Source organism: Haloarcula sp. CBA1131, from assembly GCF_008728975.1.
Taxonomy (GTDB): domain Archaea; phylum Halobacteriota; class Halobacteria; order Halobacteriales; family Haloarculaceae; genus Haloarcula; species Haloarcula hispanica.
This window is the reverse complement of sequence record NZ_RPCY01000001.1, coordinates 2501560-2517678: the sequence shown is the minus strand read 5'-3', so window position 1 is coordinate 2517678 and position 16119 is coordinate 2501560. Positions and strand designations below refer to the sequence as shown.

Here is a 16119-nt window from a genome sequence, read left to right as displayed (position 1 = left end):
AGTTTCCGTATATAACCAGGAAGACCTGAGCGGCGGCCTCTGACAACGTACTATGTTGCTACCCGCGCAGGAGATTCAACACTTCATCGACAACATCGGTTTCGACGGCGAGAATATAGTGCTCGTCAGGTTCCAAAACCGTCTCAGGTCCTGCCAGTTCCGTTCGGTCCGCCGTCGAAATCAGCAGGCTACCGGCCGGGAGAGCGATTTCATCGAGGCGACGCCCAGCAACGGGGGCCGACGGGGAGACGCTCACCTCAATGATATCGAGATCGGCAGTCGGATAGACAAGCGTCCGAATATCCTCGCCGGTCAGTATATCAGCCGCGTGGTCGCCACCGAGATACTCGGGTAGCAGCGTCGCATCCACCACCTCGTCGTACTCCTGCTCCGTCCCCGTCTCTGCCCTCGCAATGGTCCGAATCGACGGAACGTACTGTTGGGCCTCCATACAGATTGCGAGGTTCGTGCCTGGTTCGTCAGTGAGTGCAGCGATAGCGTCGGCATCGGCCAGGTCGGCCTGCTCAAGAATCGACGGGCGTGTGGCGTCGCCGTGGATAACGGGGCCGAGATACGCATCGGACAACGCCGCAACACGCTCCTCGTCAGACTCGATTAGCAGTACGTCGTGACCCTGGTCCGCGAGATTCTCAGCGGTCTGTTTCCCGACACGGCCGCCACCGGCGATGACGAATCGCTTTGTTCGGGTCATTGAGAGATTGTTTAAAACGCGTCATCTTCAATGCCCCGGCGGTTCTAATGGACCGGGAACACAACCTGTCGTGCCGGGGGACAGGCTATCATAAGCCTTTAAGAAATCCATTTACCGTTCTTACAATAGAAGAACTTACCCCGGTAATCAAATGGACCGAAAAGAGTGCATACGGCGTACGATGGATGGCACGCCGAATAAAAACAGGACGCAATGAGTAAGAGCCAGACTCGATCGCCCGAGGCTGAACTCGGGTTACTTGACGCGACGATGATTGGGATGGGAGCGATGATCGGGGCCGGTATCTTTGTGCTGACAGGACTGGCTGCCGAAATCGCTGGTCCGGCAGCGATTCTTGTCTTTGCGTTGAATGGCGTCGTCACAGCGTTCACAGGACTCTCGTATGCGGAACTTGCCGCCTCGATTCCGAAAAGCGGCGGTGGATACGCCTTCGTGCGAGAGATATTCGACGACTTCGCCTCGTTCATCATGGGCTGGATGCTCTGGTTTGCCTACATGATTGCGGGGGCGCTGTATGCGCTGGGTTTTGCACCGAACTTTCTCGAATTGCTGCACGTCTATGGTGTGGTCCCGCCACCGGATCAAGTGGGGGCTGTCGCGGTTCCAGTCATCGACGCGGCGCTCCCGCTGGCCTTCCTGCTGGCGTTCGTGGCGGTACTCGGTTTGGTGGCGCTCAACGCCGTCTCGACGGCCGCCAGCGGCAGTGTCGAGACGATTTTCACCATCATCAAAGTCTCCATTCTGGTGGTGTTCGTCGCGTTCGGACTCGCGTCTCCGATGTTCTCCGGGGCCGAATTCCAGCCGCTGTTTCCACAGAGCAGCGGGGCGGCCGCGGTTCTGCCGGCGATGGGGCTAACCTTCATCGCCTTCGAGGGGTACGACCTCATCACCACCGTCACCGAGGAGGTACAGAACCCGCGTGAAAACATCCCCAAGGCGATATTCATCAGTCTCGCTGTTACGGTTGTCGTCTATCTGGCAGTTGTGACCGTCGCCGTCGGCACGCTCGGGGCTCAAGGACTCGCCGACGCCGGCGAGGCGGGCATCGCCACGGCAGCCACATCGTTCATGCCGACCGGATTACCGATTATCCAGAACGGTGGTGCACTCATTGTTTTCGGGGCCGTGTTCTCGACACTCACCGCCCTCAACGCAGTCGTCATCGCGTCGTCACGCGTGGCGTTCTCGATGGGACGTGAGGGACAGTTGCTCCCGTCGATCGGTCAGATTCACCACCGCTACGGGACGCCGTTCGTCGCAATCCTCGCCAGCGCAGTCGTGATGCTCGGGTCAGTGGCACTGCCGACACAAAGTGCTGGCAACATGTCGAGCCTGTTTTTCCTGTTGTCGTTCGTCATCGTCAACGTCGCCGTCATCAGACTCCGCAGGGAGCGCCCGAACATGAACCGGCCGTACGAGATGCCGTTCTACCCGGCGCCGCCACTGATTGGTATCGCGCTCAATCTGCTTCTAACAGGGGTGCTCGTGGAGTACCTGCTCCGAACAGATCCATTGGCGTTGGCACTCAGCATGGCGTGGATTCTGCTCGGAGCCCTCGTGTATTTCGCGCTTAAACGTGTGAGAGAGCAATCGGACCGCGAACAGGCGGCTGCCGCCACTGAAATAACACCTGAAGCTGAAGACTAACCATGACTAGTGACCTCGACATTATCATCGCTGGCGGTGGACGTGTCGGTTTCCAAACAGCCGAGATACTCGCTGACCGCGGTCACGACGTGACGATAATCGAACGCGATGACCGGATTGTCTCGGATATCGCCGATCAATGGATAGCGACTGTTATCCAGGGTGACGCGACAAATCCGGATATCATCGAACAGGCAGGCCTTGAGCGAGCGGACGTAATTGCCGCGCTTACGGGTGAAACAGGGCTAAATCTCGCGGTCTGTTTAGCTGCTGCAGAGTTGACACCCGACATCCGAACGGTCGCCCGTATCGACCGCACTGGCGGGGAGTCATACACCCGATTTGTCGACGCGGTAGTCTTCCCGGAACGGGCCGGGTCGAGGGTGGCAGCCAACGAAATCATAGGGAGTGATGTCCAGACGCTCGCCGACGTGACTGGCAACCTCGATATCATGCTCATCCGCGTTGCTGACGACGCCCCGGCCGCCGGAAAACCCCTCTCAGATGTCCGCTTTCCCGAGGGAACCCTCGTCGTGTCCGACGCGAACGGTGAGCGAATCGCTCGTGCTGACACGACCCTGACACCGGGGAGCAGCTACGTCGTCGCTGTCGAACCTGCTGTGGTCGATGAGGTCATGCATTTGATGCGTGGCTAGTGACCCGTGGTCGGTCCTATTCCCTGATGGAGAGAGCCGCGTGATTTCCTCGTTCCGATGAACAGCCACCGACGGCCAGTATTGTTGCACCGGACTGTGTGGGCATCGCTGCAGTCGGCCCAGTCGCGCCACCTACACACGCCGCGATAGCGACGCTCGCAACTCGCCGGCGAGTTCGCGGTGGCCGTCTTCGGCGAGGCTGTCGGCGACCACTTTCAGTGCTACCGCGGCGCCGCCGACGTAGAGGCTGCCGCTGTCTTTCTCGACGACTACCACGTCGGTCACCTCAGCGACGGCCCGGAGACTTGCCCGTGCGTCGTCGGTCAGGTCACCGAGCAGGAACGTCAGCGTCGCGCCGTCGTCGGTGCCGCCGGCGACCGTCTCGCCGAGGGCCTGATGCCGGGCCACCTCCCGCAGCGTCACGTCGGTCAGTTCCGCCACGGTGGGGCCGGGCTCAGTTTCGGCACGCGTCGTCCGCTCGTCGCCGAGCGCGTCGGCCACCTTGACCACGTCGTGGGTCTCGCGTGTGTCGTGCGTGCGGATGATGTGCGCCCCGCGTTCGACTTCCATCGTCGCCGCGGCCAGTGACACGGCGAGTTGGTTCTCCGTCTCGGGCTGGTCGGCCAGGTCACCGAGGAAGTCCTCGCGGTTGGTCGCCGTGAGCATCGGCCGGTCGAAGGCGCGGAACTCCCGGAGGCGGCGGAACATCTCCCAGTTGTCCTCGAACTCCTTGCCGTCGTACCAGCCGCCGAATGCCGGGTCGATGATTGTCTTGTCCGTGAACCCGTCCCGCTGGAGCGCCTCGAAGATGTCGTCGATGCTCTTCAGCGCGCCGGGCCGGGCCAGGTCCGGCGGACTGGCCATCTTGACGACCGGCATGTCGTGGTCTTCGACGACACCTTTCATCTCCGGGTCGGCGAAGCCACACACGTCGTTGATAAGGTCAAACCCGTGGCCGATGGCCTCCTCGGCGACCTCTGCGTACCGAGTTTCGAGCGACAGCGGCACGTCGGCGTCGAGTTCGTCGACGAGCGGCGCGACCTCTTCGAGCCGGTCTTTCTCCATCTCGACCGGCTTGGACTCGTACTTGGGGTTGGCCGACTGGAGGCCGACGTCGATGATGTCTGCGCCGGCGGGGACGAGGTTCTCCTCGATTGCGTCGGCGGCTTCCGCGGGGTCCAGATACACGCTCGGCTTGTACCCGGAGTTCGAACTCATGTTCAACACGCTCATGACGCGTGTCGGGTGCCCATCACCCACCGGGAGGCCGTCGATTTCGACCGTTCGCATACCGCTCCCTGAGGACTGTGGATACAAAGGTCCCGCGACATCGGCGGACCGACGACGCTATGCTACGTATCACTGACACGAGATCACCGCGTTTTATATATACGGTTGCATGAATTATACGGGATGGGTGGGGAGTTAATGGTCGCATTCGATCTCGATTCGTTCGAGGCCGTAACACAGCAGTTGATGGCTGCGGAGTCCGAGCGTGAGATATGCGAGATCGCAATGTCGGGGATTTCGTCTGTGTTCGACGTGCCACTCGGAGCGCTGTGGCTGTATGACAGCGACGCATCGGAACTGCAGTTGGCGGCGTCGACGGAGCGGGCGGACGAGGTATTCGACTGGCCGGTCACCTACCGGCCCGGCAACAGTCTCTCGTGGGAGGCGTTCGAGCAGGACGAAGTTCGGACATACTCGGAACTCGACGACGAGCAGCGCCAGTACAACGAGAACTCGCCCGTCAGCAGCGAGATCATCCTGCCGCTTGCCGAGTACGGCGTTATCAACATCGGGTCCCTCGCCCCCGTTACGTTTGACGGCGAAACGCTTCGACTCGCCCGGATGTACGCGACGCACGTCCAGGCAGCACTGCAAAAAGCCGAGCGCGAGCACGACCTCCGCGTCCAGCGCGACCGGATGGAACAGTTCATCGGCGTCGTCTCCCACGACCTCAGAAATCCCCTCCACGTCGTCGAGGGGCGACTCGAACTCGTGCGAGAGACCGGCGACCTGTCCCATCTCGAAGATGCGGAGGAAGGTGTGGCTCGCATGGAAGCGCTCATCGACGACCTGCTGACCCTCGCAAAGAAGGGGTATGCGGTCGAAGACCGAACCGCCATTTCGCTCGATACCATTGTCGAACAGACCTGGGAGATGGCCAGAACGGCTGACGCAACGCTGCGGGTCGAAGGGTCCGCCCCGGTGTTCGGTGACCAGAACCGCCTCAAACAGGTGTTCGAGAACCTCTTTCGGAACGCGGCGGACCACGCGGGCGACGACGTGACCGTCTGGGTCGGTCCGATTCTCGACGACGGGACAGCCGAGATAGACACTGCAGACGAGCGAACCGAGGGCCGCGTGACCGGCTTCTACGTCGCTGATGACGGGCCCGGCATCCCCTCCGATGAACTAGACTCCCTTCTCTCGGTAGACAGCTTTTCAGGGAGTGACACCGGCCTTGGCCTGTCTATCGTAACGCAGATAATCGACGCCCACGGCTGGGACATCTCGGTGACAGAGAGCAGGGCCGGCGGCGCACGATTCGAAGTGACTGACGGGACGAAACCAGTCTCACCGTTCCACTCCTGGTAGCGCGGAGACGGCGACTGACAGCGTCCGAACCGGGTCGACCGACAACGCCCGAATCGGGTATCAGTGCTGTCCACGACGGGATTGACAGATTTATTTGCTCGCCCGCTATATGGTACGCCAGTGCAGACTCCGGAACAGGACATCGAAGCCGTGCTGACAGAGTCGGGCCCGGATTACGAGGGGTTTCAGTTCGAGACACCGGGTGGGGGCCACCAGAGCGATGTCTACATGGTAACGCTACGCCACAAGGGCGAGGCGTACGAGGTGGTCGTGAAATTCAAGCCACAGGGCGATGTCCCGTTCGCCGTCGAACCCTGTCTCCACGACTTCGTCGCCGCCCGGACCGACGTCCCTGTTCCACGCATCCTCGTCTACGAGGACGACCCCGACGCCGACGTGCCGCCGTATTTTGTCACCGAACGCATCCACGGCGAGAACCTGGCCGAAGAGTTCGCCGGGCTTTCGACCGAGGACCGACGGCGGGTGCTAGCCCAGTCCGGTCGGATTCTCGGCGATATGCACTCTGAGATCGGATTCGAGGCGTTCGGCCGACTCACGCTCCACGACGACCGGATCATCGTGAGTGACTGGATGGGTAACTGGCGGGAGTACTTCGAGAGTCTCACCAGATCCCACCTCTCTCATCTCGACGGGACGCCCTTCGAGGACATGACAGACCGGGCGTGGGACTGTATCGAACCGGCCCTGAGTATGGTGCCCGAGGACGGCGTTCCGCGGCTGGTACACGACGATTTCAGGCCGGCGAACCTGATGTTCGAACAGACGGAGGAATCGCCGATTACAGCTGTCCTCGACTGGCAGGACGTACTCGCAGCGCTGCCGGAGTACAACCTCGCACAGACCGAATTCCTCTTCATCGACTCGTCGTTTCAGGACCCGGAGCTGCGCGATTCGCTTCGGACGGTGTTCCACGAGGGGTATCAGGAGATGCGCCCGATGGAGTTCGACGAGGGCTACGAGCGGCGACGGCCCCTCTACCAGCTCTCGACGCTCCTGTGGCGGATGGCCGGCTTCGAGGCGGTCTTCGCCGACGAGTCCGGCCTCGCCGCCGCTCGTGCCGAAGCCCAGTACCGCCAGCAGTTCGAGCGGCTCGTCGAGGAGATACAGGCGGATTAGGCCGTCTCGGGCGATTGCCCGCTGTCGACAAGCTCCCACACAGACTCCCAGTCGAGTGTCGTCTGTGCGCCGGGTGACTGCGCTGCGAGCGCGCCACAGGCGTTGGCGACTGCGAGCGCCCGTTCCGGATTGGTCTCCTCTGCACTGGCGAGAAGGTACCCGGCGGCGAACGCGTCCCCCGCGCCTGCGGTGTCCACAGATTCTATGGGATACCCGGCGTTCGTGACTGTCCGGTCGTCGATATAGGCTGTCGCGCCGCAGTCCCCGTGTTTGACGACGACCGTCGGCACTGTGTCGAAAAGGCCGCTGTCCTCGGCGTGGTCGGCCTCCCGGTCGTTGCAAAACAGGAGATCCGCGTGTGAGAGCACCGCCGAGTAATCGCGGTATGGGAGCCGACGGCCGGGGTCGAAGCTCACCGGGACGTCCGCGGCCACGGCGTCGCGGGCGAGCGTCGCAGCCGTCGCGGGGTCCTGGCCGGTCAGATGGAGGTGGTCTGCCTCGGCCAGGGTCTCGGCCGGGAGATCCGACGCACAGAACGCCTCGTTGGCCCCGTCGTTTCCAAGCACCGCGACGCCGCCGTTCTCGTCCACGATGAGGTATTTCACCGCCGTCGGTTCGTCCGACTCGACCAGTAGCGTCTCGACGCCGGCCGCCGCCAGTTCGCGCCGAGCCATGGTACCGTGGTCATCCCGGCCGACGCTCCCGAGGACCAGCGGGTCCGCATCAAGCCCGGCGAGTGCGACGGCCGCATTCGACGCGCTCCCTCCGCTGGACTGTGACCGGTCGGTGATGCGCCCCTCGCCGTCGGGCTTCGGGAAGTGGTCGACGTGGAGCGTCACGTCCCAGTTGACGTGGCCGGCACAGATGACGCGCATGTCCACCGCTGGGGGTGGCGTTGTGATAGCAGTTTCCCACTGATACGGGCTGGTGTCGCCCCTTCCCACTCCCGGGAGGGACATAGCGACACCAGCCCGTACGAGAGATATGCAGCATATTTAACATCGACCGGAACAGACCGGCGCACATGGTAATGGTCCCCGATAGCATCCTCCCGAGGAGTGGTTGGACCGGCATACGACTACTGCAGGTAGAGGTGACTGCGTGATGCGCCACGGTGTGGCTGTACTCGCCTGCTTAGTCGTCGTCGGCTCGCTTCCGCTTTCAGTCGCCGGCGCGAGCGTCAACGCGTCGATATCGAACGTCGAGGTGTCGCCGTCGTCACCAGCACCGGGTGAAACCGTCACGTTCGACACGACTGTCCGAAACCTAGAGAGTAGCGACGCGCCCCTCGAAATCAACGACATCGCGATCCGGAAGTCGGGCGGCAGAGGAATCACAGAATACGAGCGCGTCTCGAATCTGGGCTCGATTGCGCCGGGCAGTACGCTGGAAGTACCCCTGACTGCATCGTTTGATTCGTCCGGCAGCAAAGACCTCCGCGTCATCGTGTACGGCCGTGACCGCGGGACGGGCGAGAACGTCGAACTCAGATACCCGGTGAAGCTAAACGTCAAAGAGCGTCACCCGCAGGTAGATATCACGGCCAACGACTCCGTCGCGGGCGTCGAATCGACCGGTGAAGTCACTGTCGCCAACGGGCTCGACACCCAGATAACGAACGTCGAAGTCGTCGTCGAGGGCGACGGCGTCGAGATGACAAAGAGCCGGACGGTCCGGTCCAGCGTCGCACAGAACGGGTCGATTACAGCCCCGTTCCGGTTCCGACCTGAATCCGCCGGCGAACACTCGCTGACTGCAACGATCAGCTACACCGTTGACGGGGATACCACTCGCAACACGACTCGGACGACAGTCATCGAGTCGGACCCGCTCCGGAACAGCGTGGAACTCGATACGACCGCGGTCGGTAGCGGCACCGACCGCGCGCTACGGGTCGCCGTCTCCAACGGGGGCAACGCTCCGCTCTCGGATGTCATGATCAGTGCAACGTCCGAGAACGCGTCGTTCCAGCGCGTGTTGCTTGAGAACATCTCGGCCAGTACGACCCGGCAGGTGCGACTGAACGCCACGATGGACGAGCCCCGGGCGGACGTCACCGTCACGGCCAACTACGAACTCGGAACCGAAACGGAGCAGACGACTACCGAAACGACGCTCCGGTCCGTCCCGGGAACGATAGATCTCACCGGTCTGGACGTGGTCAGACAGGGCGGTCGACTGCAGATTTCCGGAAGTGCAAGCAACGTCGGGTCGACGGATGCGGACAGCGTCCTCGTCAGTGTCGTCGATACTGAAAACGTCACTCCGGCGACGCCGAACCGCGACTACTTCGTTGGGACGGTCCCGGCCAGCGACTTCGTCTCCTTCGACGTGTACGCACGGACGGAGGGGAACGTCACGTCGGTGCCACTGGAAGTGACGTACCTCGTCGACGACACGCGGAAGCGACAGACGTTCGACGTCGATCTCGACCGGTTGGGCAGTATGGCACCACAGCCGGAGCAGGACGGTGACAGCGAAGGTGGTGACCAGAACAGCATGCTGCCGGTGTTCGTCGCCGGTGGTCTGGCGCTACTGGTCGTCGTCGGTGTCCTCGTGCGTCGCTACCGCCGCGGTGACGACGATATCGAGGTATGACGGTCATCGACGCACAGGGACTGGTCAAGCGCTACCGTACCGGCGGCCAGACCCTCTACGCACTGGCGGGTATCGACTTCGCCCTCGAAGCCGGCGAGTTCGTCTCGATTATGGGGCCCAGCGGCAGTGGCAAAACGACCCTACTGAACATCCTCGGACTACTTGATACGCCGACGGAAGGGACCGTCTTGCTGGAGGGGCAGGACGTGACCGGACTCGGCGACAGCAAGCGGACCGCGCTCCGCAAGCGAACGATCGGGTTCGTGTTCCAGCACTTCTATCTCCTACCGACGCTGACTGCCGTCGAGAACGTCGAGGTGCCCCTGCTGTTGGACAGCGACCCGAAAGTCACGAAACGGGCTAGAACCCTCCTGGAGCGGCTTGGACTCGGTGACCGACTCGACCACAAGCCCGACGAACTCTCCGGCGGCCAGAAACAACGCGTCGCCATCGCGCGCTCGCTCATCAACAGCCCAAAGGTCGTTCTCGCCGACGAACCGACGGGCAATCTCGACAGCGAAACCGGGCGACAGATACTCGACGAGTTCCGCCGCATCGCTGACGAGGACGACGTGGCAATCGTCGCAGTCACCCACGACGACCTGGTCAACGAATACGTCGACCGGACCGTCCATCTGGTCGACGGCACCATCGGGAGGGAACGGAAGAATGGCGGGTAGGTTCTTCCCGGCCGCGCTGATGGCGCGGCGCAACCTCACGCGGACGAAGATGCGGTCGTTGCTGGCGTCGCTGGGTATCGTCATCGGCGTCGTTGCCATCGCTTCGCTGGGGATGTTCGGCGTCGCGCTCCAGTACTCGTTTACCCAGAACCTCGGCAACGTCGGCAACCAGCTCACGGTGTACCCGAACTCAGGCGAAAACATCACTGAACTCACCGAACGCGATATCCGTACGATCCGCAGAGAGGCAAGCCCGACAGCGACTGTCTCGCCGGTAAAGACTCGCATTGAGCCGGTGTCGTACAACCGCGAGGACGCAGTCAGGGAACAAATATACGGCGTCGAGGACCCGGCGGCGTTGTACGAGGCCAAGGAGGGACGGGTCTCGCCGTTCCGGTCCGGTGCCCTCGTCGGGTCAGACGTCGCGGAGGAGCACGACCTGCATCCCGGGAGCCAGATCACTGTCAACGGGACCAGCGTCCGTATCCGGGCCGTGCTCGAAGAGGGCGACCCGTTCTCCTCGACGAACCCCGACAACCGAATCATCATGCCGGCTACGTCGTTCAGCCAGCGTGGCTACTCGGAAGTGTACGTTATCGAGTCCACTGGGACGCAGGCCAACGAAACAGCCATGGGGATACGTAACTCTCTCAACGACCGCGAGCAGCGGGTCTTCGTTCAGGAACTGGGCTCTCTCGTCGATACCATCGAGGAGCAGTTCCAGATAATCAACACCGTCCTCGCCGGCATCGCATCGATCTCGCTGCTCGTCGCCGGTATCTCGATTCTCAACGTCATGCTGATGTCCACCGTCGAACGCCGGGAGGAAATCGGCGTCCTCAGAGCGGTCGGCTACCAGAAGCGGGACGTCCTCAAAGTGATGTTGATGGAAGCGACGCTGCTCGGATTCTTCGGTGGCGTCGCTGGCGTCATTCTGAGTGTCGGAGCCGGGCTGGCGATAAACCACTACGCCGTCGGCGACGCGATGGCCGTCTTCAGGCTGCCAAACGCGTGGTACGTCGGCGCAGCGTTCACCTTTGGGGTGCTGACGAGCATCGTCAGCGGCCTGTATCCGGCCTGGAAAGCAGCGAGCGAAGAACCGGTCGACGCGCTACGCGGTTAAATCGTCGCGTCGACACCCGGTTCCAGCAACGGGTCGGTTCGGTCGACCGACAGCGAGTCGAACTGTGCAAGCCAGTGCTCGTCGCCGCGCTCGAAGGCCTCCAGCGCGTCACCGACGGTGTAGGTCCGTTCGTTGTCCGAACACGGGAACACGCCCTCCAGGTCGTCGCCGTCGTAGATCGCCAGCGAGACGACTGGGAACACGACGACGTCGTCGACGCGGTCCATCCCGACGTAGCTCCGATTCCGTCGTTCGAAGGCCGGTTCGAGCGAGTGGCCGTTCTGGCCTGCCCAGTCTGTGAACTCCTCGTAAGTCTGGATGGCTTCCGACCGCTTGTCCTCCGCCATCGTCCTGATCCGCTGCCACTCACCGGCGACCATCGACTCGCTGAACACGCCATTGGCCTCCAGTCGCTTGACCCGATTGAGCACCTGCTGTTGAGCGTCGAACGTGCCGTAGGTATCTCCACGAAGATACAGTTCCGCCCGAAGATGTGTGTCCCCTGTCATAGCTTTCACATCGCTAGCTTCTCCAGAGACCCTCAAAACTCTTTCCCAGACTTACATGCTAGCATATAACATAATCTTGGAATAGAGAATCAGTGGTATGAGTGTCTCTATATACATAATATGGGGTATCTACCTGAATACGGAAGCCCCTTATATTATTAGTACGTCAACAATTATTTTCCTCTTAGGTCGATGTTAGTTTCGATATCTGTCGAACAAATTAGTGGCCTGTTCCTTTCAGTTGTGACGATCAATTCACAAATTTATAAGGAATCGTATACTTGTCTATTCGGGACTTTGGTGTTCAAGCATTCCCGTGATGACCTGTTCGAGGGCTCGCTGGCCAGAGGTTCCACATGTCTTGCTCGATCCCGCACCGGGGATGGTCGCATACGTGTCCGCTACATTTGCCGGTTCCGTGACCGGTGCGCCTGAGAATATTCGATAGCTGCCGAAATCGCAGCCCACCTTCGTCGAAAATACGGGTAGTCGCGTCCACGCCGCATTTGGACTCCTGTTGACCGCTCCAACCGCGCTGCTCGCGGGTCGCTACGTTCACGGCTCCGCCGTTCATTTTCGAGGCGCAGTGCGCCTCGCTCTCCCCGCTCGCTATTCGAGAGCCCTCACTACGTTCGGCCTCTCGCTGTTCGCGGCTCACCCCGTTCGCCGCTCACGTCTCGCAGTTTTCGCTTCCGCTGGTCGCTCAAACCGCGCTGCTCGCGGTTTCACCGCTCGCTATCCGAGATTCTCGCTCCGCTCGAATCTCGCTAGTCGTCAGCGTGCGCTTCCGCACCACTCGCAACGACCTCTAGCTCGCCGGCGTCCAGCTCTTCTTCGATTTCGCGAGCCGCCTGCACCATGTTCTCCATCTTGCCGCGGGCGACCTCGCGGGGCAGGAGCTTCACGCCGCAGTCCGGCGAAACGGTGAGTCGCTCCGGCGGGACGACCTCCAGCCCCTTCTTGATGTTCTCCTTGATCTCCTCGACGGACTCTACTTCGGCGGTGTGTGCGTCTAGGACGCCCATCGCGAAGTCCTTCGTGAACTCGTGCTCTTTGAACACGTCGAGCTGGTCGTAGTCGCCGTTGGCGAGTTCCAGGTCGTACTCGTGGACCGGGTAGTCCAGAATCTCGGGGTAGATGCGCGAGTAGTCGCCGTAACAGACGTGCAGGCCCAGCCGCACATCGTCGGGGATCTCGTCGACGATGCGCTCCAGACACTCGCCGACGATAGCGTGGTCGTCCGGCGTCGTGGCCAGTGCGGGCTCGTCGATCTGGATGTAGCGAGCGCCGGCTTCGACCAGCGCCTCGATCTCCTCGTTGACGAGGTCAGCCAGTTCGTAGGCCAGCTGTTCCTCGCTGTCGTACACTTCGTTGAACGACCAGTTCGCAAGGGTGTACGGGCCCGTAATCGGAACCTTGACGGGGCGTTCGGCGACCTCGTCGGTGAACTCGAATTCCTCGACGAGCCACTGCTCGCCGTACTCGACCTCGTCGGCGACGCTTGGCTTGTCGAAGTAGTTGTGGCCCCACACTTTCACGCGGCCGTTAAACTCGTAGCCGTCGATACGGTGGGCGAAGTACTCTACCATCTCGTTGCGGCGCATCTCGCCGTCACAGATGACGTCGAGACCCGCGCGCTCGTGTTCGTGGGTGATGAGCCGCGAGGCGTCGTCTTTCGATTCCTCCCACTCGTCCTCGCCGAAGTCGGCGTCCTCGTCCTCGAACAGCTCGCGGGCACGGTCGTGCCACTTGGGTTTGGGGTAGGAGCCGACGACGGTCGTCAGCAGGAAGTGGTCGTTCGGGTGGTCCGCCGGTTTGAACTGGTCTCGTGGTCCTGTCATCGTTTTATGCCTCCGCCGCCTCCAGATCCGCGGCGTTTGCGAGCGCTTCGAGCTTATCTTCGAACTTGTTCACCGGGAGATAGAACGTTTCCGTGTTCGCCGTCGCGTAGACGGTGTCGTAAGCAGTGTTGGTCTGCTGTTCGAACCAGTCGATGCGGTCCCGAATCGTCTCGGGGGCCTCGACCAGCGTGTTCTGGCCGTCGACGACGCCAAGCGCCACGTCGTCCTTGGTGCCGTACTCCTGCACGTTGTAGACGGTCTGGTCGTGGTTCGCAACGAGGTCGAAGCCGATGGCATCCACGTCAGCGTCCATCAGGTGCGCGTAGGCCTTCTCCTCGATTGCGCCCCAGTAGGTGTGGGCGACGACATCGGCGTCGGCGGCCGAGGCGACGGCGTCGATTGCCTCGGCAGCACGTTCGTCCTCGCCGTCGGCGGGCGTGTTCTCGACGAGCGACGGCTCAAGCAGGAACAGCGTCTCAATATCGGAGAACGCGGTCACTTCCTCGGCGAGGAAGTCGGCGATGGCGTCGAGGAACTCGGCGTCGTCGCCGTAGTGCTCGTCGGTCGCCAGGTCCGCAAGCGAGTACGGGCCAGGGAGCACAGCCTGCAGGCCGTCGTCGACGTGGTCGGCTGCGGCACCGAGGTCTGCGGCGACGTCGCCGCCGTCAGCACCGAGGTCGCCCTGCACGACCGGCTCTCGGTAGAAGTTGTTGTTGTCGTAGTAGCGGACGATACCTTTGGTCTCCACATTGTCGTGGACCGCGAGCGGGTGCGCGAGCATATCATCCCAGCGGAACTGGCCCTCGACGATGCGGTCGAGCCCGGCGTCCTGCTGGATGGAGATGACTTCCTCGCGCGCTTGGTCGTAGGCCGCGACGACCTCGCCGGACTCGTCGCCCGAGATGAGGTCGGTCTTCTGATGGCCTTTCAGATCTGCCAGTTCGTCCTTGGCCCAGTCCGGGAGCGGAAAGAGCCCAGGGGTCGTGGCGATTACCTGTGTCATTGCCGTGGAGTAGGAAATGACGGGCTTTAATATTTCCTATTCGATTAAATGCTCAGAAGTAATCAATCACGATAGAATCGCAGGACGACGAGCGCTTCGTATGGGTGTTTCTCACTCGCAAGCTGTTCGCTCGCCAGGCCGTATTCGCCCGCGTACTCTCGCACCGCCTCGGGGTCCGTGAGACTGCTGACGAGCATGAGCGCTTCGCCGGCCGGAGCTAGCACGCGCTCGACGGTTTCGAGAAACGGGTCGACGAGTCGGCGACCGTCGTCGCCGCCCGACAGCGCGTGTTCCATCCAGTCGTCCCACTCCTGTTCGGACGGCGTCGGCAAGTAGGGCGGATTGAACGCTACGAGGTCGAAGGCGTCCGTCCGGAACGGCTCGACGAGGTCGCCACGAACGACCGGGACGCCGTTTTCTGCCGCTTCTTGACAGGCCAGCGGGCTCACGTCGACGCCGACCGCCCGCGCTCCGGCGTCGGCGAGCGTCGCGGCGACGTAGCCGGAGCCCGTCCCCACGTCGAGGACGGTGTCGCCCGCTTCGACTCGTTCGCGGGCCGTCCGGGCCAGCAGGTCCGAGTCCTCTGCGGGCTGGTACACCGATTCGACGCCGCGCTGGTTGGCCAGCGACGGGCGTTCGGTGCCGCTCTCCTCGGCTGTCTCTCCCGCTCCTCCGGCGTCGGACTCCTCACCCATCTCAGACCTCCGGCTGGCCGACTTCGTAGGCGAGTGTCGCCAGCGTAGCGAAGTCGGCCGGCGTGAGCTTCCCGGCACGGGCACTCATAAGCTCCTCATCGGCGGCTTCGACTACCGCGTCGGGGTCGCCCAGCCCGGAGATGTGGGCCGTGTTTCGGACGGCGTTGCGCATCGTCTTCCGGCGCTGGGTGAACACTGCCTTCAGGAAGTCCATGAAGAACTCGTCACTGGGGACGGTGTAGTCGGGTTGCCTCGGCGTCGTCCGGACGAGCGCGCTGGTGACGCGGGGTTGCGGGTCGAACGCTTCCGGCGGCACTGTCTCAACAATCTCCGCGTCGGCGTAGTGGCCTGCTGTGACCGAGAGCCGCCCGTAGTCGTCCGTCGCGGGGTCGGCGGCCATCCGCTCGGCGAACTCCCGCTGGAACATCAACAGGAGCGGGCGCTGCTCGGGCAGCAGTCGGAAGGCGATCTCTGAGGACGCGCCGTAGGGTAGATTCGAGATGCTGGCGGTGAACTCAGGCAGGCCGATATCGAGCGCGTCGCCCTCGACGACGGTGAGGCGGTCCGCCGCGATTTCCTCGGCGAACTCCTCGTGGAGATGGGCCGCGAAGTCCGGGTCCCGCTCGATTGCGGTCACCGTCTCGGCCGCCGCGAGCAATCGGTCCGTTAGCGCACCCGGGCCTGCACCGATCTCCAGTACATGCGAGAGGTCAACGTCCGCGTCTGTCGCGTATTGCGGAATGCGGTCCAGTACCCGGTCGTCGACGAGAAAGTGCTGGTCCTGCCGGGTATCGGCCCGCTTGCCGGCCCGCCGGACGAGCGCGTCGGGGTCCCGAGCCCCTGTCTCGGTCGTGGTCATTAGCTGGCCGTAGCGGGTCGCGGTAGAAAAGGGTCGC

At 62.5% G+C, this 16119-nt stretch carries 15 protein-coding genes; 7 read left to right on the top strand and 8 right to left on the bottom strand.

Features of this window, described 5'->3' with window-relative positions; translation table 11 throughout:
• Positions 1 to 58: 58 nt before the first annotated feature.
• Positions 59 to 712, bottom strand: coding sequence for a TrkA family potassium uptake protein (locus Har1131_RS12785; protein ID WP_129754958.1), 654 nt, complete (start codon positions 710 to 712; stop codon positions 59 to 61).
• Positions 713 to 925: 213 nt separating this feature from the next.
• On the opposite strand from Har1131_RS12785, the gene Har1131_RS12780 reads away from it, so the two are divergent.
• The gene (locus Har1131_RS12780) at positions 926 to 2380 is read left to right on the top strand and encodes an APC family permease (protein ID WP_023843179.1); all 1455 of its coding nucleotides are present in this window, start codon (positions 926 to 928) and stop codon (positions 2378 to 2380) included.
• Between the two features lie 2 nt (positions 2381 to 2382).
• Positions 2383 to 3036 carry a TrkA family potassium uptake protein gene (locus Har1131_RS12775; protein WP_050037758.1) on the top strand — a complete coding sequence of 218 codons (654 nt, stop codon included), beginning with the start codon at positions 2383 to 2385 and terminating at the stop codon, positions 3034 to 3036.
• A 132-nt stretch (positions 3037 to 3168) separates the two neighbouring features.
• Here the strand turns inward: Har1131_RS12775 and Har1131_RS12770 are convergent, their stop codons facing one another.
• Entirely contained in the window at positions 3169 to 4326 is a 1158-nt protein-coding gene (locus tag Har1131_RS12770; RefSeq protein WP_014039903.1) for a dihydropteroate synthase, read from the bottom strand.
• Between the two features lie 138 nt (positions 4327 to 4464).
• Here Har1131_RS12770 and Har1131_RS12765 point away from each other — a divergent pair, with 138 nt between their 5' ends.
• Positions 4465 to 5637, top strand: coding sequence for a HAMP domain-containing sensor histidine kinase (locus Har1131_RS12765; protein WP_014039904.1), 1173 nt, complete (start codon positions 4465 to 4467; stop codon positions 5635 to 5637).
• A 120-nt stretch (positions 5638 to 5757) separates the two neighbouring features.
• Positions 5758 to 6774: a phosphotransferase family protein gene (locus Har1131_RS12760; protein WP_014039905.1), complete on the top strand. Its 1017-nt coding sequence runs from the start codon at positions 5758 to 5760 to the stop codon at positions 6772 to 6774.
• Here the strand turns inward: Har1131_RS12760 and Har1131_RS12755 are convergent.
• On the bottom strand, positions 6771 to 7649 hold the full coding sequence (locus Har1131_RS12755) for a carbohydrate kinase family protein (protein ID WP_151146717.1): 879 nt from the start codon (positions 7647 to 7649) through the stop codon (positions 6771 to 6773). The genes Har1131_RS12760 and Har1131_RS12755 overlap by 4 nt on opposite strands.
• 229 nt (positions 7650 to 7878) lie before the next feature.
• Between Har1131_RS12755 and Har1131_RS12750 the strand changes: the two genes are divergently transcribed.
• The 3 genes from Har1131_RS12750 to Har1131_RS12740 are packed head-to-tail and all read left to right on the top strand — an operon-like array spanning position 7879 to position 11175.
• Entirely contained in the window at positions 7879 to 9372 is a 1494-nt protein-coding gene (locus Har1131_RS12750) for a hypothetical protein (RefSeq protein ID WP_151146714.1), read from the top strand.
• Positions 9369 to 10052 (top strand): ABC transporter ATP-binding protein, encoded by a 684-nt coding sequence (locus tag Har1131_RS12745; protein ID WP_014039908.1) that lies wholly within the window; start codon positions 9369 to 9371, stop codon positions 10050 to 10052. Before Har1131_RS12750 ends, Har1131_RS12745 begins: the two co-directional genes overlap by 4 nt.
• A complete protein-coding gene (locus tag Har1131_RS12740) occupies positions 10042 to 11175 on the top strand; it encodes an ABC transporter permease (RefSeq protein ID WP_151146711.1) in 1134 nt (377 codons plus the stop codon). Before Har1131_RS12745 ends, Har1131_RS12740 begins: the two co-directional genes overlap by 11 nt.
• On the opposite strand, the gene Har1131_RS12735 is transcribed toward Har1131_RS12740, so the two are convergent.
• From Har1131_RS12735 to Har1131_RS12715, 5 genes are all read right to left on the bottom strand, one after another.
• Complete coding sequence (locus Har1131_RS12735) at positions 11172 to 11684, bottom strand: HTH domain-containing protein (protein WP_014039910.1); 513 nt, start codon at positions 11682 to 11684, stop codon at positions 11172 to 11174. The genes Har1131_RS12740 and Har1131_RS12735 overlap by 4 nt on opposite strands.
• A 767-nt stretch (positions 11685 to 12451) precedes the next feature.
• The gene (locus Har1131_RS12730; RefSeq protein ID WP_008310097.1) at positions 12452 to 13525 is read right to left on the bottom strand and encodes a methionine synthase; all 1074 of its coding nucleotides are present in this window, start codon (positions 13523 to 13525) and stop codon (positions 12452 to 12454) included.
• Between the two features lie 4 nt (positions 13526 to 13529).
• Entirely contained in the window at positions 13530 to 14528 is a 999-nt protein-coding gene (locus tag Har1131_RS12725; protein ID WP_050037761.1) for a 5-methyltetrahydropteroyltriglutamate--homocysteine methyltransferase, read from the bottom strand.
• A 62-nt stretch (positions 14529 to 14590) separates the two neighbouring features.
• Positions 14591 to 15223, bottom strand: coding sequence for a HemK2/MTQ2 family protein methyltransferase (locus tag Har1131_RS12720; protein WP_050037762.1), 633 nt, complete (start codon positions 15221 to 15223; stop codon positions 14591 to 14593).
• A 1-nt stretch (position 15224) separates the two neighbouring features.
• Positions 15225 to 16082: a 16S ribosomal RNA methyltransferase A gene (locus tag Har1131_RS12715; protein WP_151146708.1), complete on the bottom strand. Its 858-nt coding sequence runs from the start codon at positions 16080 to 16082 to the stop codon at positions 15225 to 15227.
• Positions 16083 to 16119: the final 37 nt, after the last annotated feature.